20 protein-coding genes are annotated in these 21357 nt (G+C 72.3%); 12 read left to right on the top strand and 8 right to left on the bottom strand.

Annotation, left to right across the window (positions count from 1 at the left end; all coding sequences use genetic code 11):
• Positions 1 to 5 precede the first annotated feature (5 nt).
• From ACQP0U_RS09895 to ACQP0U_RS09875, 5 genes are all read left to right on the top strand, one after another.
• Positions 6 to 854: a hypothetical protein gene (locus ACQP0U_RS09895; protein WP_433317733.1), complete on the top strand. Its 849-nt coding sequence runs from the start codon at positions 6 to 8 to the stop codon at positions 852 to 854.
• Positions 844 to 2670 carry a class I SAM-dependent methyltransferase gene (locus ACQP0U_RS09890; protein WP_433317731.1) on the top strand — a complete coding sequence of 609 codons (1827 nt, stop codon included), beginning with the start codon at positions 844 to 846 and terminating at the stop codon, positions 2668 to 2670. The genes ACQP0U_RS09895 and ACQP0U_RS09890 overlap by 11 nt, the downstream gene beginning before the upstream one ends.
• A 71-nt stretch (positions 2671 to 2741) precedes the next feature.
• Positions 2742 to 3440 (top strand): cytidylyltransferase domain-containing protein, encoded by a 699-nt coding sequence (locus tag ACQP0U_RS09885; RefSeq protein ID WP_433320737.1) that lies wholly within the window; start codon positions 2742 to 2744, stop codon positions 3438 to 3440.
• Positions 3437 to 4567 carry a PseG/SpsG family protein gene (locus tag ACQP0U_RS09880; protein WP_433320734.1) on the top strand — a complete coding sequence of 377 codons (1131 nt, stop codon included), beginning with the start codon at positions 3437 to 3439 and terminating at the stop codon, positions 4565 to 4567. Before ACQP0U_RS09885 ends, ACQP0U_RS09880 begins: the two co-directional genes overlap by 4 nt.
• Before the next feature lie 153 nt (positions 4568 to 4720).
• The gene (locus ACQP0U_RS09875) at positions 4721 to 5356 is read left to right on the top strand and encodes an alpha-ketoglutarate-dependent dioxygenase AlkB (RefSeq protein WP_433317729.1); all 636 of its coding nucleotides are present in this window, start codon (positions 4721 to 4723) and stop codon (positions 5354 to 5356) included.
• Between the two features lie 186 nt (positions 5357 to 5542).
• Here the strand turns inward: ACQP0U_RS09875 and ACQP0U_RS09870 are convergent, their stop codons facing one another.
• The 3 genes from ACQP0U_RS09870 to ACQP0U_RS09860 form a co-directional block, all read right to left on the bottom strand.
• Positions 5543 to 6061 (bottom strand): TrmH family RNA methyltransferase, encoded by a 519-nt coding sequence (locus ACQP0U_RS09870; RefSeq protein ID WP_433317727.1) that lies wholly within the window; start codon positions 6059 to 6061, stop codon positions 5543 to 5545.
• A gap of 243 nt (positions 6062 to 6304) precedes the next feature.
• Positions 6305 to 8788, bottom strand: coding sequence for a DNA gyrase/topoisomerase IV subunit A (locus ACQP0U_RS09865; RefSeq protein WP_433317726.1), 2484 nt, complete (start codon positions 8786 to 8788; stop codon positions 6305 to 6307).
• A 56-nt stretch (positions 8789 to 8844) separates the two neighbouring features.
• Positions 8845 to 10902 carry a DNA gyrase/topoisomerase IV subunit B gene (locus tag ACQP0U_RS09860; RefSeq protein ID WP_433317724.1) on the bottom strand — a complete coding sequence of 686 codons (2058 nt, stop codon included), beginning with the start codon at positions 10900 to 10902 and terminating at the stop codon, positions 8845 to 8847.
• 234 nt (positions 10903 to 11136) lie between these two features.
• Here ACQP0U_RS09860 and ACQP0U_RS09855 point away from each other — a divergent pair, with 234 nt between their 5' ends.
• From ACQP0U_RS09855 to ACQP0U_RS09845, 3 genes are all read left to right on the top strand, one after another.
• Positions 11137 to 11877 (top strand): hypothetical protein, encoded by a 741-nt coding sequence (locus ACQP0U_RS09855; protein WP_433317722.1) that lies wholly within the window; start codon positions 11137 to 11139, stop codon positions 11875 to 11877.
• A gap of 174 nt (positions 11878 to 12051) precedes the next feature.
• Positions 12052 to 13308 carry a hypothetical protein gene (locus tag ACQP0U_RS09850; protein WP_433317720.1) on the top strand — a complete coding sequence of 419 codons (1257 nt, stop codon included), beginning with the start codon at positions 12052 to 12054 and terminating at the stop codon, positions 13306 to 13308.
• Between the two features lie 117 nt (positions 13309 to 13425).
• Positions 13426 to 14289 (top strand): alpha/beta hydrolase family protein, encoded by an 864-nt coding sequence (locus ACQP0U_RS09845; RefSeq protein WP_433317718.1) that lies wholly within the window; start codon positions 13426 to 13428, stop codon positions 14287 to 14289.
• Between the two features lie 33 nt (positions 14290 to 14322).
• On the opposite strand, the gene ACQP0U_RS09840 is transcribed toward ACQP0U_RS09845, so the two are convergent.
• Positions 14323 to 14493 (bottom strand): hypothetical protein, encoded by a 171-nt coding sequence (locus tag ACQP0U_RS09840; protein WP_158629581.1) that lies wholly within the window; start codon positions 14491 to 14493, stop codon positions 14323 to 14325.
• A gap of 197 nt (positions 14494 to 14690) precedes the next feature.
• Here ACQP0U_RS09840 and ACQP0U_RS09835 point away from each other — a divergent pair, with 197 nt between their 5' ends.
• Complete coding sequence (locus ACQP0U_RS09835; protein WP_433317717.1) at positions 14691 to 15320, top strand: hypothetical protein; 630 nt, start codon at positions 14691 to 14693, stop codon at positions 15318 to 15320.
• Between the two features lie 198 nt (positions 15321 to 15518).
• Entirely contained in the window at positions 15519 to 15890 is a 372-nt protein-coding gene (locus ACQP0U_RS09830; protein ID WP_433317715.1) for a hypothetical protein, read from the top strand.
• Positions 15891 to 15926: 36 nt separating this feature from the next.
• On the opposite strand, the gene ACQP0U_RS09825 is transcribed toward ACQP0U_RS09830, so the two are convergent.
• A complete protein-coding gene (locus ACQP0U_RS09825) occupies positions 15927 to 16832 on the bottom strand; it encodes a DUF72 domain-containing protein (protein WP_433317713.1) in 906 nt (301 codons plus the stop codon).
• Between the two features lie 134 nt (positions 16833 to 16966).
• Between ACQP0U_RS09825 and ACQP0U_RS09820 the strand changes: the two genes are divergently transcribed.
• Entirely contained in the window at positions 16967 to 17470 is a 504-nt protein-coding gene (locus ACQP0U_RS09820) for a DinB family protein (RefSeq protein ID WP_433317712.1), read from the top strand.
• Positions 17471 to 17509: 39 nt separating this feature from the next.
• On the opposite strand, the gene ACQP0U_RS09815 is transcribed toward ACQP0U_RS09820, so the two are convergent.
• The 3 genes from ACQP0U_RS09815 to ACQP0U_RS09805 all read right to left on the bottom strand — a co-directional run bounded on the left by ACQP0U_RS09815 (position 17510) and on the right by ACQP0U_RS09805 (position 20598).
• Positions 17510 to 19576 (bottom strand): amylo-alpha-1,6-glucosidase, encoded by a 2067-nt coding sequence (locus ACQP0U_RS09815; protein WP_433317710.1) that lies wholly within the window; start codon positions 19574 to 19576, stop codon positions 17510 to 17512.
• Positions 19573 to 19980, bottom strand: coding sequence for an SCP2 sterol-binding domain-containing protein (locus tag ACQP0U_RS09810; protein WP_433317708.1), 408 nt, complete (start codon positions 19978 to 19980; stop codon positions 19573 to 19575). Before ACQP0U_RS09810 ends, ACQP0U_RS09815 begins: the two co-directional genes overlap by 4 nt.
• Before the next feature lie 108 nt (positions 19981 to 20088).
• Positions 20089 to 20598: a mycothiol transferase gene (locus ACQP0U_RS09805; protein WP_433317707.1), complete on the bottom strand. Its 510-nt coding sequence runs from the start codon at positions 20596 to 20598 to the stop codon at positions 20089 to 20091.
• Positions 20599 to 20677: 79 nt separating this feature from the next.
• On the opposite strand from ACQP0U_RS09805, the gene ACQP0U_RS09800 reads away from it, so the two are divergent.
• A complete protein-coding gene (locus ACQP0U_RS09800) occupies positions 20678 to 21193 on the top strand; it encodes a 2'-5' RNA ligase family protein (protein WP_433317705.1) in 516 nt (171 codons plus the stop codon).
• Positions 21194 to 21357 lie beyond the last annotated feature (164 nt).

Here is a 21357-nt window from a genome sequence, read left to right as displayed (position 1 = left end):
ACCTGATGCACCACGCCAACCACTTCTACGGCCACGCGCACGTGCTGGCCCGGTACGCCGGCCTCGGCGACCGGCACCCACCCCGGATCAACGGGTACGTGCAGCACGGCTGGAACATCGGCGACGGCCTGGCCCCCGGCCACCCGTACGCCGAGCGCACCCCCAGCCTGCTCTGGTCCGAGCAGACCCGCCGCCGGGCCTGGTCGGTGGGGCGCCGCAACGTGGTGGTCATCGGCGCGCCGTTCAGCTACCTGCTGGCCCTGCGACCCGAGGAACCACCGGCCGAGGAGCGGGAGGGCACCATCTGGTACCCGTTCCACGGCTGGGAGGGACAGCACGTCAAGGGCGACCACCGCAAACTGATCGCCCTCATCCAGGACACCGAGCCGGGCCCGGTCACGGTCTGCCTCTACTGGCACGAGTACCGGATGCGCAACGTACGCCGGCTCTACGAGCGTGCCGGGTTCCGGGTGATCTGCCACGGCTACCGGGGGCACTGGTGGAAGGACACCGACCCGGAGTTCCTCGACCGGCAGCTCACCGAGCTGCGCCGGCACCGCCGGGTAGCATCCAACCGGCTGACCAGCGCGATCTTCTACGGCATCGCAGCAGGGTGCGAGCCGGCGGTCTACGGCGACCCGATGATCCTGTCCAACGAGGACCCGACGTTCGGCGGCACCGCCCGGATCCGACGGCAGTGGCCGCAGCTGCACGGCACCACCGTCGACCTGCCCACCGCGGTCGAGATCGCCCGCGCCGAGCTGGGCACCGACCACCGCTGCACGCCGGCCGAGCTCCGCGAGCTGCTCGGTTGGGCGAACCTCCAGGAGGAAGAGGAAGACCGTGACGACTGAGACGGCACCCGCCGGCCGGATCACCCTGCCGGGCGGCGAGATGCTGGCCTGGTCGGACCTGCCGCAGGAACGGCTGGCCAACGGTGGGCCGCTCGCCGCGCTGGCCGCACGGCTGGTGCCGCCCGGCGCCCGGGTCCTGGTAGCCGGCCCACACGACCCGGCGCTGCTCGACCAGCTCACCCACGCCGAGGTGACCTGCCTGCTGCGCAGCCACCCGGACGCGGTGGCGCTGGCGCACCGGGCCGCCCGCCTCGTGGTGGGTGGCCCGGCCGGGCTGCCCGACGACGAGACGTACGACGTGGTGATCGCGGCCGCCGGGCTGGACCCGGTGGAGTCGGTGGAGGGCGCCCGGCTCGGCTGGGACGGTGTGCTGGCGCGACTCGCCGCCGCCGTGCGACCGGGTGGCGCGATGCTGCTGCGCCTGGACAACCCGCTGGGCCTGCACCGCCTGGTCGACACCACCCCGTGGTACGCCCGCCGGGACGACTCCGCCTGGGTGATCGGCGGCGTGCTCGACCGCGCCCACCCGGCCAACCGGGACCAGCTGCGCGAGCGGCTCGACGCGGTGGGGCTGCGGCCGGCCGCGTGCTGGGCCGCGTACCCCGATGTCAGCACCCCGACGGCGCTGCTGGACGCCGACCACCTCGACCGGGACGCGGGCTCCGGCCTGTTCGACGCGGTGCTGCACGGCGCCTGCGCCGGAGGTTCCACAAGTGCCACAGTGCTCCAGGACCCGGCCCGGCTGGCGGTGGACGCGCTGCACGCCGGGCGCGCCGCCGACCTCGCACCGGGCTGGCTGACCCTCGCCCACCGGCCCGCCGACCCCACCGACCCGACCACGCCGGCCACCGACGGGGACCTGCCGGTGGCGCTCGTGCAGACCGGTCGCCCCGGGATCGGGGTGCTGGAGGTGCTGCACGGCCCCTCCGGTTGGCGCTGGGGGCTCATCCCGACCACCGACGCGACGAAGCCTGCCGTCGCGCCGTTCGCCAGCCGCGAGGCCGCGTACCGGGACGCAGACGCGTTGTCCGGGCCGGTGCCGTCCGGCCGGCTGCTGCGTACCCTGCTGCTCGACGCCGCCCTCCGCCGCGACCTGGCCGCCCTGCGCGCGCTGCTGCACGGGTACGCGGGCTGGCTCGCCGACCAGGCCGACGCCGACGGCCGGATCGCCGGCGCGGCGGCGCTGGCCGGCACCGACAACGTCGTGGTCGACGGCGAGCGGTACGCGGTGCTCGACCCGAGCTGGCGGGCCACCGCGGCGCTGCCCGCCGACGTGGTGCTCGCCCGTGGGTTGTGGCGCTTCGCGGCGGGCCTGCTCACCGGCGGGTACGCCCACCCGTGGTCGTCCACTCTCGACGTCGCCGGCCTGACCGTGGTGCTCGGCGGACTCGCCGGCCACGACCTCGACCGCGCGACCGTCAGCGAGGCGGTCGAGGCCGAAGCGGCCATCGCCGCCGCGCTGCACGGGCTGAACGCCGACGGCAGGGTCGACCTCGCCACCGAACTGCACGCGGTCGCGCCGACCGACCCGCCCGTCGGCGGGCACAGCTACCAGCAGTTGCGCGAGGCGTGGCTGCGCCAGCGCGAGGAACTCACCAGACTTGCCGCGCTGACCGCCTGGACCGAGGAACTGCTCACCTCGCGGGAACGGGCGCTGCGCCGGGCCGAGACGACTATCGGCCTGCTCAGCGGGTCGATCAGCTACCGGGTGGGCCGGCTCGCCATCACCCCGGCCCGGCTGGCCAAGCGAGGCGCCCGCGCCGCCAAACGCCGGGCCACCGCGGTGCTGGCCCCCAAGCAGGAGGAACAGCAGTGACCGGCGTACCGCTGCCCGAGATCACCGCGAACGACGCGGGGCCACGGATCGTCGGCGTCGTGCAGGCCCGCATGGGCTCGTCCCGGCTGCCCGGCAAGGTGCTCCGCCCGCTCGCCGGACGTTCCGTGCTGGGCCGGGTCGTACGCGCCGCCCGGGACAGCGGCGTCCTGGCCGACCTCGTCGTCGCCACCAGCACCGACACGGTCGACGACGCGGTGGCCGCCGAGTGCGTACGGCTGGACGTGCCGTGCCATCGCGGACCGGTCGACGACGTGCTGGACCGGTTCCTGGGCGCCCTCGCGGCGCACCCGGGGGACGCCGTCATGCGGTTCACCGCCGACTGCCCGCTGCTCGACCCGGAGATCATCGCCCTGGTCGCGTCGGTGTACCGGGCGGTCCCCGGGCTCGACTACGCGAGCACGTCGATCGCCCGGACCCTGCCCCGAGGGCTGGACGTCGAGATCATCCGGGCGGAGACGCTCCGCACCCTGGGCCGGCTCGCCACCGACCACCACCGGGTGCACGTGACCTCGTACGCGTACACCCATCCGGAGCTGTTCCGGGTGCTCGGGGTGACGCTCACCCCGGACCGCTCCGCGCTGCGGCTGACCCTCGACACCGAGCAGGACTGGGCGTTGGTCAGCGCGATCGTCGACCACTTCGGTGACGTCAGCGTGCCGCTGGCCAAGCTCACCGACTGGCTCGACGGACAGCCCCACCTGCGGGCGCTCAACGCCGACGTACGACAGAAGCAGCTGGAGGAGTCCTGAGCACCCTCAGGGTCGGGTTGCGCTGCGACGCCGGGCCCCGGCGCGGCGTCGGCCACCTCGTGCGCTGCCTGGCGCTCGCCGAGGAATTCCTCGCCCGTGGCGCCGACGTCACCGTGTTCGGCACCGTCGAACGACTCGACTGGGCCACCGCCGAGCTGGCCGCGCGGGGCATCCCACTGCTCCCCGGCCCCGACTCGGCGGCCGAACTGGTCGAGGCGGCCCGCCGACACGAGCTGGACGTACTGGTCCTCGACTCCTACGAACTGGACCCGGCCGGGGCGGGCGCCCTGCGCGCCGCCGGCGTGTACACCCTCGCCATCATCGACGGCGACAGCCGAGGTCAGATCGCGGACCTCTACCTCGACCAGAACTTCGGAGCGGAGCTGCCGGGGTTGGCCGCCGGGGCGGAGCCGCCCGGGTTGGCCGCCGGGGCAGGGCTGCCCGGGTTGGCTGCCGGGGTGGGGCTGCCCGGCCGGTTGCTCGCCGGGAGCGGGTACGCCCTGCTGCGCGACACAGTGATCGGCGCCCGACCACCTGTCGCCCCGCCCGCCACGGCGGTCAGCCGCCCCCGGGTGCTTGCCTTCTTCGGCGGCACCGACGCGGTAGGCGCGGCCCCGGTCCTGACCCGGGTGCTTGTCGCCACCGGTCACCCGATGGACCTCACGGTCATCGTCGGGCGACCCGAGATCGAGGCGGAGGTCGAGGACGTCACCCCCGGCCGGGGGCAGATCATCCGACCGGTCCCACCCACCACCTCACTACCCGCACTGATCACCAAGGCCGACCTGGTGGTCAGCGCCGCGGGCACGTCGACCTGGGAACTCTGCTGCCTCGGCGCACCCAGCGCACTGGTCTGCGTGGTCGACAACCAACGTGAGTCGTACACCCGGGTGGTGCGGCACGGCCTGGCCGCCGGCCTCGGCGAGCTACCGGAGCTGACCGCCGGCGGCGTCGCCGGACGAGCCGCCCGCGCGACGGCGGCACGGACCCTGCACGGGCTGCTCAGCTCGCCACAGCGGCGCTCGGCGCTCGCCGCCCGCGCCTGGTCCACCGTCGACGGCCAGGGCCGGGCGCGGGTCGTCGACGAGGTGTTCGACGCCGTACGCGCCGCAGCCGTCACCGGCTGACCGGCTGAGATCACGCTCGATCCTGGAAATAGTCCCCTCGTACCGCGAGCGAGGCCACTGCATCCAGGATCGAGCACGATCATGCCGGGTGGCGGCGGACCCGGGCGGTCCGCGGCTAGCACGGGTGTACGAAAGTGCTGCTAGGGTGGCCGTATGACGCAGGCCGCCTACCAGCCGTCGATGCTCGACCTGGCCGACGCCGGGCCGACCCTGGGATCGCTGCCCGGCCAGGTCCGCCGGCACCAGCTCAGCCGGGGCGCCTGGGTCGACCACCTCCCCGGCTGGGTGCGCGGCTCCGACACGGTCCTCGACACCCTGCTCACCGAGGTGCCCTGGCGTGCCGAACGCCGCACCATGTATGACGCCGAGGTCGACGTACCCCGCCTGCTCTGCTGGTACGACGGCGCGAGGCAACTCCCCCATCCCGTGCTCACCGCCGCGCGGGCCGCGCTGACCGAGCACTACGCGCCCGAGTTGGGCGAGCCCTTCGTCACCGCCGGCATGTGCCTCTACCGCTCCGGGCGCGACAGCGTCGCCTGGCACGGCGACACCATCGGCCGCTCGGCGCACACCGACACGATCGTCGCGATCGTCTCCTTCGGAGCACCCCGCCCGCTGCTGCTCCGCCCACGCGGAGGCGGCGAGAGCCTGCGCTTCCCGGTGGGCCACGGTGACCTGATCGTCATGGGCGGCTCCTGCCAGCGCACCTGGGAACACGCCATCCCCAAGACCACCCGCCCGGTGGGCCCCCGGGTGAGCGTCCAGTTCCGCCCCCACAACGTCGCCTAACCCCACCGAACCCACCCCCGCCGAGTACCGCCCCGCCGATCTTGCACTTTCGGACGCCGTTATGCCCCTTTCGCAGAGCATTGTCGGGGCAGAAAGTGCAAGATCGGCGCCAGCGGGGGCGGGGGCGGAGCGGCGCGAGCGGGGCGGGGGCAGGGTGGAGCGGCGCGCGGCGCGGCGCGGCGCGGGTTAGAGGAGGCCGGCCAGCTTGTAGAGGACCAGGGAGCCGGCTACCGCGACGTTCAGGCTGTGGCCGTGGCCGACCATCGGAATCTCCACCGCCGCGTCCAGCTGGTCGAGCGCCTCGGGTGGGATGCCGGTCGCCTCGTGCCCCAGCAGCACCACGGTGCGGCCCCGAGCGGCGGGCAGATCGCCGAGCCGGACGGCCTCGTCGGCCAGCTCCACCCCGAGAACTTGGCTGCCGGCGGCGCGTTCGGCGGCCAGCCAGCGCAGCGGACTGCCGACCCGGTGGACGCAGCCCGGCTGGCGCAGCGTGTTGCCCCGGGCCACGGCCTCGTCCACCCAGCGAAACGGAGGTACGGCGAGGCAGGCACCGACCGCGTCGCACGTCCGTAACAGGGTGCCCAGATTCGCGCCGTGCAGCGGCCACAGTGGCGCGGCGACCAGGTGACCCCAGCAGCGGTGTGGCCGGGGACGGCGGGCGGCGCGCAGCTCACGCCTCGGCCGGACCCGGATGGCGGCGCTCACGCCGCGCCGGCGACTCCGCCGGACAAAGAAGAAATCATGTTGAGGGGTGCTTAGCGGCGCACCCAGACCCTCACCGACAACAGAGCCCTCACCATACCGCGCTGGCGGCCGCCCCATTTCCCATGATCGTGCTCGATCCAGGATCGAGTGGCATCACCGCGTCAGCGATGCCACTACTTCCCGGATCGAGCACGATCTTCAGCGGGCCGGGCACGCCTCGGGGACGGCGCGGGGTGGGCTCTGTCAGTCGCGCTCGATCACGTGGCCTACCACCGTTGGGCCGAGCATCACGGCGAAGCCACTGCCGTCGCGGCGGGGATCCGCCGCGGGCAGCTCCACCGGGTCGCCGGTGGCGGTCGCGCCGACCGGTCGCGGGCCCACCCAGGCAACCGCCACGTCCGTCTCACCCTTGAGGAAGCGGTGCGCGCGCACGCCGCCGGTCGCCCGGCCCTTTGCCGGGTACGCCTTGAACGGCGTCACCTTGACTGTCGCGCCGGTGGAGGTGACCACCATCGGCTCGCCGTGCCCCGGGTCGTCGGTGCGTACCGCGCCGAAGAACGCCACCCGCGCCCCGGCCGGCAGGTTGATGCCGGCCATGCCGCCGCCCTTGAGGCCCTGCGGCCGGACCAACCCGGCGGGGAAGCGCAACAGCGACGCCTCCGAGGTAACGAAGGTCAGTGTCTCGGTGCCGTCGGTCAGCCAGGTCGCCCCGACCACCTCGTCACCGTCGCGCAGGCCGATCACCTCGAACTCGTCGGAACGCACCGGCCACTCCGGCGCGCAGATCTTCACCGCGCCCTGCCGGGTGCCCAGCGCCAGCCCCGGTGAGCCCTCCGCCTGCCCGCCGAGCGGGGCCAGGCCGACGACGGTCTCCCCCGCCGCCAGCGGCACCAGCTCGGCCGCGGACATACCGCCCCGCAGTGACACAGTGCCCGCCTGCTCGGGCAGCACCGGCAGCGGCAGGACGTCGACCTTGAACGCCCGACCGGCGCTGGTCAACAGCAGCACCCGACCACGGGCGGTGGAGTGCACGATGGCGCGTACCGTGTCGTGCTTGACCCGGCCGTTGCGTCGGCGCCCCTCGGCGCTCTCCTCCGACTCGGCCGCGGTCCGGGCGACCAACCCGGTCGCGGAGAGGATCACCTGGCACGGGTCGTCGGCGACCTCCAGCGGGCCGGCCGGCGCGGACGCGGCCAGCACCTCCTTCAGGTCACCGTCGACAAGCGTCGTACGCCGTTCGGTGCCGAACTGCTTGACCACGGCCGCCAGCTCGTCGGAGACCAGCTTCCTGAGCACCCGCTCGTCGTCGAGGATCTTGCTCAGCTCGGCGATCTCGGTGCGCAGCCGCTCCTGCTCGGTCTCCAGCTCGATCCGGTCGAACCTCGTCAGCCGGCGCAACGGAGTGTCCAGGATGTACGTGGCCTGAATGTCGGAGAGACCGAACCGGCTGATCAGCCCGTCCTTCGCGGCCTGCGCGTCGTCGCTGCCCCGGATCAGCCGGACCACCTCGTCGATGTCCAGCAGAGCGATCAGCAGACCGTCGACCAGGTGCAGGCGCTCCTGACGCTTGCGCCGACGGAACGAGGTGCGCCGGGTGACCACCTCGTAGCGGTGGGCCAGGAAGACCTCCAGCAGGGCCTTGAGGCCCAGCGTGCGCGGCTGCCCGTCGACCAGGACCAGGTTGTTGACGCCGAACGACTGCTCCAGCGGGGTCAGCCGGTAGAGGTCGGCGAGCAGCGCCTGCGGGTTGACCCCGACCTTGCACTCGACGACGAGCCGGGTGCCGCTCTCCCGGTCGGTGAGGTCCTTGACGTCGGCGATGCCGGTCAGCCGCTTGGTCTTGGTGACCTCGTTGGTGATCGCGGCGATGACCTTCTCCGCGCCGACGCCGTACGGCAGCTCGACCACGGTGATCGCCTGACGGCCCCGGCTGCCCTCGATCGGGCCGATCTCCACCTTGCCGCGCATCCGCACCACGCCACGCCCGGTCTCGTACGCCCGGCGCACCTCGTCCAGGCCGAGCAGCACCCCACCGCTGGGCAGGTCGGGGCCGGGGACGAACTCCATGAGTTTGTCCAGAGTGGCGTCCGGGTGGTTGATCAGCCAGCGGGCTGCGGAGACGACCTCCGCCAGGTTGTGCGGGATCATGTTGGTGGCCATCCCGACCGCGATCCCGGACGCGCCGTTGACCAGCAGGTTGGGGAAGGCCGCCGGCAGCACGGTTGGCTGGGTCAGCGACCCGTCGTAGTTGGGCTCGACGTCGACGGTGTCCTCGCCCAGCTCACCGACGAGCAGCATGGCCTCGCGGGACATCCGCGCTTCGGTGTAACGGGAGGCGGCCGGACCGTCGTCGGGGCTGCCGAAGTTGCCGTGCCCGTCGATGAGCGGCACGTTGAGGGAGAAGTCCTGGGCGAGGCGGACCATGGCGTCGTAGATCGCCGTGTCGCCGTGCGGGTGGTACTTACCCATTGTGTCGCCGACGATGCGCGCGGACTTCACGTGCCCACGGTCCGGCCGGTAGCCCTGCTCGTACATCGACCAGAGGATGCGCCGGTGCACGGGCTTGAGGCCGTCGCGGGCGTCGGGCAGGGCGCGGGAGTGGATGACCGAGAACGCGTACTCCAGGTAGGAGTCGGAGACCTCGGTGACCAGCGGGTTGTCGAAGACCCGCGCGCCGGCCTGGTCGAACGAGGAGAGGTCGACCTTGTTTTCCTTACGGCGTGCCATGACTCAGCTCTCCACTGGAACGGGACGGGCGCTGTACCGCGAATTCGCTCGCTCGCTCATGCGTCGATCGCATCCCGGTCGACGCGGTCGGCGGAGTCGATGAGCCAGTTGCGGCGCGGTTCGACCTTCTCGCCCATCAGCAGTTCGAGGATGCGTTCGGCGGCGTCGACGTCGTCGAGGGTGATCCGGCGGACGGCGCGGGTGGCCGGGTTCATCGTGGTGTCCCACAGCTCGTCGGCGTCCATCTCACCGAGACCCTTGAAGCGTGGGATGGGCGTGACGATCTGCTTGCCGGCTTTCTCCAGCTTGCGGACCGTCCCCTCCATCTCGGCCTGGGTGTAGGTGTAGACGGTCTGCGGGCTACGCCCCTTGGTGGTGATCTTGTGGAGGGGCGGCATCGCGGCGTAGAGCCGACCGGCCTCGATCAGCGGCCGCATGTACCTGGCGAACAGGGTGATCAGCAGCGTACGGATGTGGGCGCCGTCCACGTCGGCGTCGGCCATGATCAGCACGCGGCCGTAGCGCAGCGCGGAGAGGTCGAAGGTCCGCCCCGAGCCGGCGCCGAGGACCTGCACGATGGCGGCGCACTCGGCATTGTCCAGAACCTGCTGGAGGTTGGCCTTCTGCACGTTGAGGATCTTGCCGCGGATCGGTAGCAGCGCCTGGTATTCCGAGGAACGGGCCATCCGGCTCGTCCCCAGGGCGCTGTCACCCTCGACGATGAACAGCTCGCTGCGGTCGATGCCGGTGGCCCGGCAGTCGACCAGCTTCGGCGGCATGGACGCGCCCTCCAGGGCGGTCTTGCGCCGGGCGGCGTCCTTCTGCTGTTTCTGGGTGAGGCGCACCCGGGCGGCGTCGACGATCTTCTGGAGGACGGTGCGCGCCTCGGCCTTGGTGCGCCGGTCCTCCAGCCAGGCCTTGATGTGCGCGTCAACCAGGGACTGGAGAACCTTGGTGATGCCGGTGGTGGAGAGCTCGTCCTTGGTCTGCGAGGTGAACTGCGGCTCGGGGATCCGCACGTGCACCACAGCGGTCATCCCCTCCAGGACGTCGTCCAGGGTGGGCGGCTCCTCCTTGGCCTTGAGCAGACCGCGGGTGTTGCGGATCGCGTCGGCGAGCGCGCGTACGAGGGCCCGCTCGAAGCCCCTGCGGTGGGTGCCGCCGTGCGCGTTGCGGATGGTGTTGGTGAAGCACTCGACGGTGCGCTCGTAACCGGTGCCCCACCGGAACGCCACCTCGACCTCGGCGCGCCGCTGCACGTTGGACTGCATGACACCGTTGGCGTCGGCGGCGTTCTCCCGGTAGGTGCCCTCGCCGTTGACGAGCAGGGTGCCGGAGACCGGGCGGTCGCCGGCCGGGGCGAGGAACTCCACCATGTCGCTGAGCCCGTTGGGGTAGTGGAACCGCTCCTCGGCGGGCGTCTCGCCGGTCAGGTCGCGAAGCAGGTAGGTCACGCCGGGGACCAGGAACGCGGTGTTGCGCAGCTTCATCCGGACGGTGTCGACGTCGAGGGCGGCGCCGGTCTCGAAGTAGCGGGCGTCGTGCCACCAGCGGATCGAGGTGCCGGTGCGCTGGCCGCGCTTCATGGCGCCGGTCACCTGGAGCCCGGGGCCGGCGGTGAAGGGCGCGTCCGGCCCGTCGCCGTCGAAGATGCCCGGGACGCCGTGCCGGAACGACATCGCGTGGATCTTGCCGGCCCGGCGGACTGTCACGTCGAAGCGGCGGGACAACGCGTTGACCGCCGACGCGCCGACGCCGTGCAGACCGCCGGAGGTCTTGTAGCCGGAGCCGCCGAACTTGCCGCCCGCGTGCAGCCGGGTCAGCACCAGCTCGACGCCGGAGATGCCGGACTTGGCGTGCACGTCGGTGGGGATGCCCCGGCCGTCGTCGTCGACCTGCACCGAGCCGTCGGCGTGCAGGATCACCTCGACGTGGCTGGCGTGACCGGCGACACCCTCGTCGGTGGAGTTGTCGAGGATCTCGTTGACGAGGTGACCCACGCCACGGCTGTCGGTGGAACCGATGTACATGCCGGGCCGCTTGCGGACAGCGTCCAGCCCCTCAAGGTGGGTGAGGTCATCGGCCCCGTACAGGGTGTCAGGCTCTGCGGTCAACTGGTCGTACTCCCCGGTCTCGGCGGTGTGCTGCCGGTCACCGGCGACATCAGCCGGCGTGGCGCGCCGCAGCGAGCCTAGCCCGAGGCTAGGACAACCACCGGAGGACCTACGCGACCCGCCGCGCGCGGCCCGCCGGACGTGAGCCAACGAACAGCCGGCGGGTGATCATGGGACCACGCAGAGACAGCGTCACCGGTACGCTGACGCGTGATCGCGGCCGGTTGAGCGCGGGTGCACGCCGGTCCGGGTCGAGGAGATCAGGAGGCGGTCGAGGTGGACGAGACGATGCGCGACGCTCTGCGGCGCTCCCTCGGCACGCGGGCCCGGCGGTGGCTGCTGGTGGGCACAGTGGTTGCGGGGCTACTGGCCGCCGTGGCGCTGGTCGCGGCGGCGGCTCCCGCCGATCGGACGTTCGCCGATCTGTCCGGCACCGTCCAGAGCCTGATGTCGGTCGTGACGCCGCTCTTCGGCATCCTGCTGGTACGCGACCTGCGGCGGGCGTCGGTACGTGTCCCGGTTCTGCCCACCGTGCTCGCGGTGGGGGTGCCGGCGGTCGTCATCGGCGTCGTCGGTGTGCTGGTCTGCGCTGCGACGCTGGCCCTCACCCCGGCCGACGTCGCCGACGAGCCGTGGCGGTTCGCCGGGACGGTCGCGGTGGGCAGCGTGCTGGTGCAGATCGTCGCCGGCCTGGTGGGCACCGGGCTGGGCCTGTTGGTGCGCTCGGTGGTGGTGGCGTTCCTGGCCACGATCATTCTGCCGCTGGGGTTGTTCGCGCTGTTGGGTGCCGTGGACGCCAGCCGTCCGGCGCAGCCGTGGCTCACCCCGTTCGGCAGTGTGCGCAACCTGCTCTCGGGCGAGATGACCGTGCTGCGGTGGGTGCAGTGGCTGTGCGTACTCCTGATCTGGGGTGTCGGTCTGAACGCCCTCGGCGCGGCGCTGCTGCACCGCCGCGACGACCCGACCGGTCGCTAGCTCCGCGCGCCGACGGGCGCCGACGAACGCCGATCTCTACGCGGTAGGGCGTCATGCCTACGTGCGCGTGTCTTTCGTCGAACGAATCTGTTACGGGCCATTGACGCCCGTCGCACAGGGGTGATCTGATCGCGCTCTCAGAGAATCTTTCATCTTTCGATGGATGGGGGCCCCATGCCCAGGTTCCGGCGTACCGCGCTCGCCGCGGGACTAACGATCGCCATGGCCGCGTTGTCGACCGCCGTCGCGCTGCCCGCACCCGCGTCCGCCGCGCTGCCCACCGCCGCGGTGGCGCTCGGGGACAGCTTCATCAGTGGCGAGGGCGCCGGGGCGTACACCCCGGTGGTCGACGCCAACGGCGTCAGCCAGGGCTTCCCCGGTTGGACGGCGGCGAACAACAACGCGTTCTTCTGCCACCGTTCGGCGAACGCCTCGCTCAACCAGGCCAACCTGCCGGGCATCCAGAACCGGTTCAACCTGGCCTGCTCCGGTGGCCAGCCGCACGACATCGCCAACGCCTCGCAGGCGCGGACCAACGGTCGCACCGTGGCCTCGCAGCTGAGCCAACTGCGCGCCGTCGCGCAGACCCAGGACATCGACCTGGTGCTGATCGGCCTCGGCTCCAACAACAGCTCGTTCACCTTCGGCAGCGTCGCGGAGAAGTGCGCCAACCGGTTCATCGCCGACGCCTGGACGGGCTGGTGGGAGTTCTGGGCGTACCTGAACGGCCCGGTGGAGCAGAAGCCCTGCAGCGACGCCGACCTGGCCACCGCCGCGCAGCTCAGCGCCGCGACCGCGGAGACCACCGCGGCCGTACGCCAGATCCTGACCACCCTCGACCAGGTGGACGCGGACGGTCAGCACCGGGTGGTGTTCCAGGACTACACGAACCCGCTGCCGCTGGACCTGAACCAGCAGTTCCACGAGGAGGACAGCCGGGACGACACCCGGGACAAGTTCCGTGACCTTGGTGCCGAGCGGTACGCGGCAGGTTGCCCGATCCACCGGGCCAGCCTGGCGCCGGGGCACCGCTTCTCCCAGGGCCTGGGCGGCATCGTGAAGTCCACCCGGGACACTCTGGCCGCCGAGTTCCCGGCCGACGACCTGGTGTACCTGAACGTGCAGCAGGCCTTCAACGGCGCCCGGCTCTGCGAGCAGACCAGCAGCCCGAGCGGCGCGCTTGCCACTCCGATCCGGCTTCAGGACGGCGCGACCGGCACCTTCGTCACCAGCCTCGCCGGCAAGGACAAGATCGCCATCCAGCGGATCGCCAACACCTGCGTCAGCTACTTCCAGACCTGCCAGGAGTCGTGGCACCCGAACGCCACCGGGCACCAGGTGCTCGGCCAGTGCCTGAGCGGCGCGGCCTCCACAAGCGCCCGTGCGGTGGCCTGTGTCCGCGCCAGCAACGGGGCGATCTCGGTCTCCTGACCGCAGCGTCCTCGGAGGGCCCCGCCGTCCGGCGGGGCCCTCCGTCGCGGGTACGGCGTGCCCGCACGTCCCGGCCTGCTGCTACCCGCCGGTAACGTCAGGCCGTAGGCTGGGCCGGTGAACGGGGACCAGGAGTACGCGCAGGAGTTCGTCGACGTCGACGGTGGCCGGCTCGGTGTGCAGGTGTACCCGGAGCCGGCCGGGGTGACGGGCGCGCCGGTGGTCGTGATCTGGCCCGCGATGGGGGTCCGGGCCCGGTACTACCGGCCGTTCGCCGCCACGCTGCGCGCCGCCGGGCTGGCCGTGGTCGTTGCCGACCTGCGCGGCACCGGAGCGAGCACGCCCGCGCCGAGTCGGGCGGACCGGCACGGTTACGCCGAACTGGCCGGCGACGTCGGCGCCGTCCTGGCCGCCCTCAAGCCGCGACTGGACGGACGCCCCCGACTGCTTCTCGGGCACTCGCTCGGCGGGCAGGCCGCGCTGCTGCACCTCGCCCTGCACGGCAGCGGCGACGTGGACGGGTTGGCGCTGATCGCGGTCGGGGTCCCGTACTGGCGGAACTACCCGGGCCGGCGTGGGCTCGGCGTGCTGCCGTACACCCAGGGAATCGCCGCCACGGCGGCGCTGCTCGGGGTCTGGCCGGGCTGGGGCTTCGGCGGCCGGCAGGCGCGCGGCGTGATCCGCGACTGGGCGTACACCGCACGGACCGGCCGGTTCCCCCGGCTCGACGGTACGGACACCGAGGCGGCGATCCACTCGGTACGGACCCCGGTGCTGGCCGTCAGCGTGGACGACGACCAGTACACCCCGCACGAGACGATGGATCACCTCTGCGCGAAGCTCGGCGGCGCGCCGGTGACCCGGGAGCGGTACACAGTGGCGCAGGCCGGGGCGACGTTGGACCACTTCACCTGGGTCCGTGCGAGCGCCCCGCTGGCGCGGCGGATCGCCGCTTTCGTCGGCGACCTGCCGCCCCGCTGAGCCGTACCTGCCGTTCGGCGGGCGAGGGTCGGCTCACTCGTCCTGGTCCAGCGGGACCAGTTCACCGTCCCGCTCCACCTGGATCTCGGCGTGCTCCTTGCGGGGCGCGACCTCGGCGGTGTTGCGGTGTGGGTCGTTGTCGGGGTGCATGAGCACGGCGTCTGTTTTGGGGGTCTTCTCCCGGCTCTCGTCCGGCTGCGACATCGCGTTCCCCTCTCGTCGGCGTCGCTCGGGATCTACCCGCCACCGGGCGAACGACTCCTGCTCAGGCGAGGCTTACCCGCCGACGACACTGATGTCCCGTAGCTGCCCACCAGGGGGCGGATCGGCCCGACCGGGGCGGGGTTAGCCGCCCGACCGGCGGGTAAGCCGCACCGCCCGACACGGCGGAAGGGGATCACATGTCCGAACGGCACACCGCACTGCGCTCGATGCACGATCTGGGCCTGGCGGCCTGGTTTGGCGGCTCCCTCATGGGTGCCTTCGGCGTCAACGGCGCAGCGGCGAAAATCAGCGATTCGACCCAGCGGCTCCCGGTCGCCTCGGCCGGATGGTCCAAGTGGACACCTGTCAACGCGGCAGCGATCGGCGCCCACCTGGCCGGCGCCGTCGGCGAGCTGGTGACCGAGAGCCCACGGGTGGCGGCACAGGCCGGCGTCGGCCGGGCCAGCGCCATCAAGACGGCGTTGACCATCGGCGCGTTGGCGGTCACCGGCTACAGCCGGTTGGTCGGCATGCGGCTGGAGAAGGCCGGCGGCCCGTCGGTGAGCGGCGCGACCGAGCCGAACCATCAGACCCCGGCCAGTGTGGCCTCGTCGCAGCGGCAGATGAAGCTGCTCCAGTGGGCCATTCCGGCACTGACCGGGACCCTGGTCGTGGTCACCGCGTACATGGGTGAGCAGCAGAAGCCCGGCCAGGTGTTCCGCGGGATGCTCGGTCGTGCCGGTGGGATGAGGGGCGCCTCGAAGAGCGTGATCAAGATGGCGGGAATGAGCAACGGCAAGCGGCCGATGGCGATGGCCGGACGCTGAACGTCGGGCCGGCAGGCGTCCCGCCGCCACCTCGACGGCGGGGCGCCGGCCGGCCCTGCGCGCGCACCGGAGCGACGACGGGTCCCGGGCGCGCGGCGGCGTGCCGCGACATGTCGTGCGGCGAGGCCGGGCGGGCTGTTCCGGCCCGGGGACGGCACATCGTCCGCCGGTAGCGGCGGACCGACGAGCGGGGTGGCCATGACGGCGCACAAGGGACGCAGCGGGGACAACGACCGGCTGGAGCCGGAGGCGACCAGGCCGTGGGGCACCGGCGACGGCTTCGACGCCGACGCGCCCTGGGGCACTGACGACGACTCACCGATGGACGAGGGCAGCGAGGAGACCGCGGTACCCGAGGGACGGCGCGGAGAGCGGCGCGCTGGTGCACCGACGGGCCGGTCGGACCCGGCCGGACGACACGGCTTCGGCTCGGTCGAGCCGACCCGTACCACGATGGCCGGACCGGGTGCCCCACCCGATCCCGCCCCCAGCGGCCGGACCTTCCCCGACGACGCGGACATCGGCGAGTCGACCCAGGACGCACTGCGCAGCCGGGGCCGGCGGTCCTGAGCTGACCCACGCCCGCCCGGTCGGCGCGTGCGGCGATCAGCCGGTCGCCGGGACGGTGTGATCGGCGAGCATCGTCTCGGCGAGCAGTTGCGCCAGCCGGGTGGCGTCACGCTGGGCCTGCCCTGCGCAGCAGTTGTTGAACAGCACGTGCAGATCGTCGGGGAGACCTGCGAACTCGGCAAGCAGTCCGGCCCAGTGCCGAAGCTCGTCCTCGGCGTACGCGTACCGGAACTTGTCCTGCTTGTCGCCCTCGCCCCAGGCGTCGCTGTGACCGTGGAACCGGACGATCGCCGGTTCCGCCGTCATGGTCAGGATCGGTGGCACCGACGACGGATGCCCCTGTGGCATGTCGACGCAGACCACTGACAGGTCGTGGGCGCGCAGCAGGTCCAGGGTGTCCGCCGCGGCGGCGTCCTCGAACCAGGAGCCGTGCCGCAGCTCCACACCGACCCGCCACGGGCGGCAGCGCTGCGCCAGCTCGACGATCCGGCGTTCGGCCGCGGGGCTGCGCACGAGCCACGGGGGGAACTGCAGCATCACCGCACCGAGCTTGCCGGCCGCCGCGATCGGGTCGAGGGCCGCGCGGAACCGGGCCCACAGCTCGTCGTACGCCGGCTCCGGCAGGTCACGGCGGCGGATCCGGCTCGGGCCGGCGGCCGGGCGCAGGTCCCGGGGAAGCACGGCGACCGGCGTCGGATGGCCGGTGAAGAGGCTGAACGCCTTGACGTCGAAGGTGAAGTCGTCAGGTGTGGCGTCCACCCAGCTCTGGGTCGTCTCCGGCACCGGGATGGCGTAGTAGGACGTGTCCACCTCGACCAACGGGAACTGGCTGGCGTAGAAGCCCAGCCGGCGGGCCGGTGTGCTGGCCGAGCGTGGGTACCACCCGGAGCGCAGCAGGGACTGGTCCGCCCAGGACGACGTGCCCACCTTAATCACACCCATGTCATTCAGTGGACCGCCGCCGGCGCGGATCGGCAACCGCTGGCGGGTCTTCCGTCGACCTGGTGTCGTGTCGGGGAAGTGTCGGTGCCTCGCCCTACGGTGACACCGGGTGGACATCAACGAAGGGTGGCGGCATGACCAGCACAGGGCAGCTCACCGGTGAGCGCACCGACCTCCTGCAGGCGCTCCGCAGGCACCGCGGCTTCCTCCTGCAGACCGTCGACGGGCTCACCGACGAGCAGGCGGCCAGCCGCCCCACCGTCAGCGGCCTCTGCCTCGGCGGCCTGATCAAGCACGTGACCGGCGTCGAGCACCGGTGGATGCTCTTCGCCGTGGGCGGCGCGGAGGCGATGAGCCGCGAGGAGGTCGACTGGGTCGGTCAGTTCCAGATGGTGGCGGGCGAAACCCTCGCCGGGCTGGTCGAGCGCTTCCAGGAGGTGGCCGCACAGACCGACGAGTTGGTCGCCACCCTCGACCTGGATTCGGCGCACCCGCTGCCGCAGGCGCCCTGGTTCGAGCCGGGGGCGAGTTGGACGGTCCGCCGGGTGCTGCTGCACCTGATCGCCGAGACGTCCCAGCACGCCGGGCACGCCGACATCCTGCGCGAGTCGATCGACGGCGCCAAGACCATGGGTTGACACCGGCGCCGGTGCCGGCCTGAACGCTGGTCGTCGGTCTCAGCGGAGGCGAGGGCGGTGCCGGCGTTCGGTGGTCCGGTCTCGCGCGTACGCGTCGGAGTGACCCCAACGGCCCGGGATGTCCAGCAGTTCCAGCCGCCCGAACCCCTCCGGCACCGCCGGGTTCACCAGCAGGTTGTCGCCGGTGGGTCGCAGGCCCAGCATGGTGCCCAGCAGCATCAGCAACGCCCCCGACGACCAGGACTGCGGCCGGCAGCCCGTCGCCAACTGCACGGGGTAGGTCGTCAGGGTGCGTTCGTAGCCGGCGATCGCCTCGGGCATCGCGCCACCGAGCGTCAGCGCCATGTCGAAGGTGCCGGCCGCGATGCGCGCCGCCTGCACGTCGAGGCGGTAGCGACGCAACCCGGCGGCGATCAGCGCGTTGTCCGACGGCCACACCGCCCCCAGGTGGGTGCCCACCGGGTTGTACGTGCGCTGCCCCTCGGCGAACGTGCGTACCCCCCAACCGCTGAACAGTCGCGGCCCGACCAGGTGCTCGGCGACCGCTTCCGCGCGGTCGTCCGCGACGATCCCGCTCCAGAGCAGGTGCCCCATGTTGGAGGCCAGCGCGTCGACCGGTTCGCCGTACGGGTCGAGCGCCAACGCGTAGTACTCCCGGTGGGGCAGCCAGAAGTCCCGGTTGAAGCGCTCCTTCAGCGCTGCCGCCTCGCGTTCCAACCGGTCGGCGTACGCGGGGTCGTCCCAGAACTCCCGGGCCAGCCGGGCGCCCCGCCGCTTCGCGTCGTACGCGTAGCCCTGCACCTCGCAGGTGGCGCGGGGGAAGGCGGGTTGCTGACCGTGTGCGTCGACGATGGCGTCCGGGGAGTCCTTCCAGCACTGGTTGATCGTGCCGTCGCGCTCGTTGCGGGTCTGGTAGCGCACGTAGCCGTCCCCGGTCATGTCGCCGTACTCGTCGATCCAGTCGAGCGCCATGCGGGCCGGGTGACGCAGCTCGCGGACGAGGTCCGCGTCACCGGACCAGCGCTCGTACTCGTCGAGCAGGACGACGAAGAGCGGGGTCGTGTCCGCCGCGCCGTAGTACAGCGCGCTCGACCGGTCACCGAACGCGGCCGTCTCGCCGTACCGGAGATGGGTCAGGATCTTGCCGGGCTCCTCGTCCAGCGCGTCGTCGAGCTGACCACCCTGCATGAGCGCCAGCATCCGCAGCGTCGCCGGGGCGAGTTCGGGGGTGAACGCCATCGTCTGGAGGCAGGTGATGATGCTGTCCCGTCCGCACAGTCCCATCGCCCACGGCAGACCCCCGATCGGCACCCGCTCGCGGTACGACAACGGCTTGTACCGCAGTGCCGCCAGGTCGGCGAGGCTGCCCCGGTACATCTCCTCCAGGCCGTTGCGTTCGGCCACCAACTGCGGCGCCCGGTCCAGCCACTGCTCCAGGTCCTCGCGCATCCCGGTCCGCACGTCCTGCTGGTGCGCCTGGAGGTCGGCGCGGAGATCCCGGCCGGCCTCGCCACCCATGGTCGCGGTGACGTGCAGGTCGGTCTCCCACTTCCCCTCGGGCGCGATCCGGATCCGGAACGTCATTCCCTCCTCGTCCACCTCGGCGGGAACAGTGCTGCGCACGGTGGTCTCGCGCACGAACCGCTCCCGCTCGTAGCGCAGCACGAGCTGGCTGCCCGCCGGATCGGCGGCGACCCCGACCGACCGCTGCCGAAGTCGCCGACCGACCTCGCTGATGTCGGTGAAGTCGCTGGCCATCTCCATCCGCACGGTGAACTCGGCGGGCTGCGACGAGTGGTTGAGCACTGTGAGCTTCTCGTGGAGACAGTCATGGACCGAGCGGTGCCTGATGATCGACACGTCCGCGTCGACGTAGTGACTCGCCGCCCCGGGGACCAGGAAGAACCGGGTCTCGAAGTACGTGATGTCGTCGCGGGAGAGCGCGTTGATGCGTTCGCCGTCGATCCTGAGCACCCAGTGGGACAGGAACCGGGTGTCGTACGCGAAGAGCCCGACCGGGATCTGCGGGTCGACCTCGATGTCGCCCTGGGCGTCACTGATCGCGAACAGGTTGCCCGCGAGGAGATGTACCAGTTCCTGCTTCACTGCCGCTCGCCCTGCCGGGGCGTCGCGGCGCGACCGACCAGCGCGGCCCGGCCCAGCTCACGCGGATGGCGGGCGCCGTCCGGCCCGGCGAAGATCCGCCGCAGCAGGATCAGCAGTTGCATGTTGCCCTGCACGGTCAGCTCGTTGCGCAGCAGGCCCGCGCCCGGGTGCAGCTCGCCGCGGGCCATCCGGTCGAAGACCGCCCGTTCGGCCCGCACCACCAGTTCGGCGTCGTCGGCCGCGCGGGTCACCCGGACGTGCTGGTCGGCGATGCTGAGGTACCAGTGATCGGTGCTGCCGTCGTCGCGGACATCGAGCCGCAGCGTCCCCGCGGTGGTCTCCGGCAGGTCGGGCCGCCGACCGGTGTCCAGCTGTCGCAGGTACTGCTCCGCCGTCGCGCCCATCAGGTCCCCTCCCCACGGTTTCCCGCAGGATCACCCGGGTCGGGGTGAGCCCGGCTCACCCGAAACGGGTGAGGGGGCGCCCGGGCTGCGCGGCCGTCGGCCCAGGGGTCAGTCGGCCTCGATCAGGCCGCGCACGTAGGCGGCCTGGCCCACGTGTTGCAGGTCGTCCTCGGCGACGCTGACCAACCGGACGCCGAGGGTGACCGGCGGATCCCACGACTCGTCGACCACGCGGTCCAGGTCCGCCGGGCCCAGACCGGCCAGGAACGATCCGGTACGTGTCGCGACCGCCTCGTAGTAGTCGAGCAGTGCCTGCGCGCTCTCCGGCCGCACCGCCGCCACCTGAGCGGCCGAGTGGCCGTAGCCGATGTCGTCGGGGTCGGCGGCGAGCCCGAACCGACCCGCCCAGTCGCCGCTCACCCAGATCTGGTCGGCGTCGAGCAGGTCGGCGACGTGGTGGTCCTGCACTCGGGTGAGGTGCCAGACCAGCCAGCCGATCGAGTTGGCGCCCGGGCCGGGTTGACGACGGAGTTGCTCGGGGCTGAGGCCGTCGACCGCCGCGCGGACGAGGTCGGGCAGCCGGTCGTACGCCTCGGTCAGCAGGTCACTCACATCCACGGGTCACGCCTTCCTGGTCGGCTTCCGTGCAGGTACCGCCGGATCGGGCCGCGCAAACCTCGGCCGCTACGGTGATCAAATGGTCGCCGCGGTGGAGTTGTACCTGGACCCGGACGCCACCCGCCGGATCCGGGTGCTCTGGGACGCGCTGGAGGCCGAGGGCGTGCAGAGCATGCGGTCGCTGCTGGAGCAACGCCACCGTCCGCACGTCTCGCTCGCGGTGGCGCCCCGTTTCGACAGGGAGCAGGTCGTCGAGGCGCTACAGGGGACGGTGGTGGCCGCTCCACTGCGCCTCGACTTCCAGCACTCCGGCCAGTTCGTCGGTCGGGTGCTCTGGCTCGGCGCGGCGCCCACCCCGGAGTTGCTGGCGCACCACCGGCTGGTGCACGACAGGCTCGCCGCCGCCGGCATCCCCCTCGCCGAGCACTACCAGCCGGGGCGCTGGGTGCCGCACTGCACGCTCTCCATGCGGGTGCCGAACACGCTCATGGCCGCTGCGGTACGCCGGTGCCTGGAGGTGTTGCCGCTGGCCGCGACTGTGGTCGGCGCGGCGCTCACCGACCACGCGCGGGGCATCGCCCACCCGCTGCCTTGAGTGAGACTCGACCGTCGATGCGTAATGTCCGGTTTGGCGGGCGGCAGTCGGAAACCCGAAAACAAGCGGTGCGGATGTGGCCAGGCATGGGAAGGTTCGAGTGGCTGTCGTACCGGTGGTGGGCTGCGCGAAGGCGGTCCCGCCCGGCCGGTGTGGCGCGGGGT

Source organism: Micromonospora sp. CA-269861, from assembly GCF_050948505.1.
Lineage (GTDB): Bacteria > Actinomycetota > Actinomycetes > Mycobacteriales > Micromonosporaceae > Micromonospora.
The sequence above is the reverse complement of the archived record's forward strand: the minus strand, read 5'-3'. Positions and strand labels throughout refer to the sequence as shown.

Excerpts from the sequence above, each read along its gene's own strand:
- ACQP0U_RS09885 (WP_433320737.1), top strand. The coding sequence starts at position 2,742 with ATGGGCTCGTCCCGGCTGCCCGGCAAGGTGCTCCGCCCGCTCGCCGGA.
- ACQP0U_RS09810 (WP_433317708.1), bottom strand. The coding sequence starts at position 19,980 with ATGGGCGCGACGGCGGAGCAGTACCTGCGACAGCTGGACACCGGTCGG.
- ACQP0U_RS09835 (WP_433317717.1), top strand. The coding sequence starts at position 14,691 with ATGTCCGAACGGCACACCGCACTGCGCTCGATGCACGATCTGGGCCTG.
- ACQP0U_RS09830 (WP_433317715.1), top strand. The coding sequence starts at position 15,519 with ATGACGGCGCACAAGGGACGCAGCGGGGACAACGACCGGCTGGAGCCG.
- ACQP0U_RS09800 (WP_433317705.1), top strand. The coding sequence starts at position 20,678 with ATGGTCGCCGCGGTGGAGTTGTACCTGGACCCGGACGCCACCCGCCGG.
- ACQP0U_RS09895 (WP_433317733.1), top strand. The coding sequence starts at position 6 with ATGCACCACGCCAACCACTTCTACGGCCACGCGCACGTGCTGGCCCGG.
- ACQP0U_RS09850 (WP_433317720.1), top strand. The coding sequence starts at position 12,052 with ATGCCCAGGTTCCGGCGTACCGCGCTCGCCGCGGGACTAACGATCGCC.
- ACQP0U_RS09825 (WP_433317713.1), bottom strand. The coding sequence starts at position 16,832 with ATGGGTGTGATTAAGGTGGGCACGTCGTCCTGGGCGGACCAGTCCCTG.
- ACQP0U_RS09865 (WP_433317726.1), bottom strand. The coding sequence starts at position 8,788 with ATGGCACGCCGTAAGGAAAACAAGGTCGACCTCTCCTCGTTCGACCAG.
- ACQP0U_RS09840 (WP_158629581.1), bottom strand. The coding sequence starts at position 14,493 with ATGTCGCAGCCGGACGAGAGCCGGGAGAAGACCCCCAAAACAGACGCC.
- ACQP0U_RS09875 (WP_433317729.1), top strand. The coding sequence starts at position 4,721 with ATGACGCAGGCCGCCTACCAGCCGTCGATGCTCGACCTGGCCGACGCC.
- ACQP0U_RS09820 (WP_433317712.1), top strand. The coding sequence starts at position 16,967 with ATGACCAGCACAGGGCAGCTCACCGGTGAGCGCACCGACCTCCTGCAG.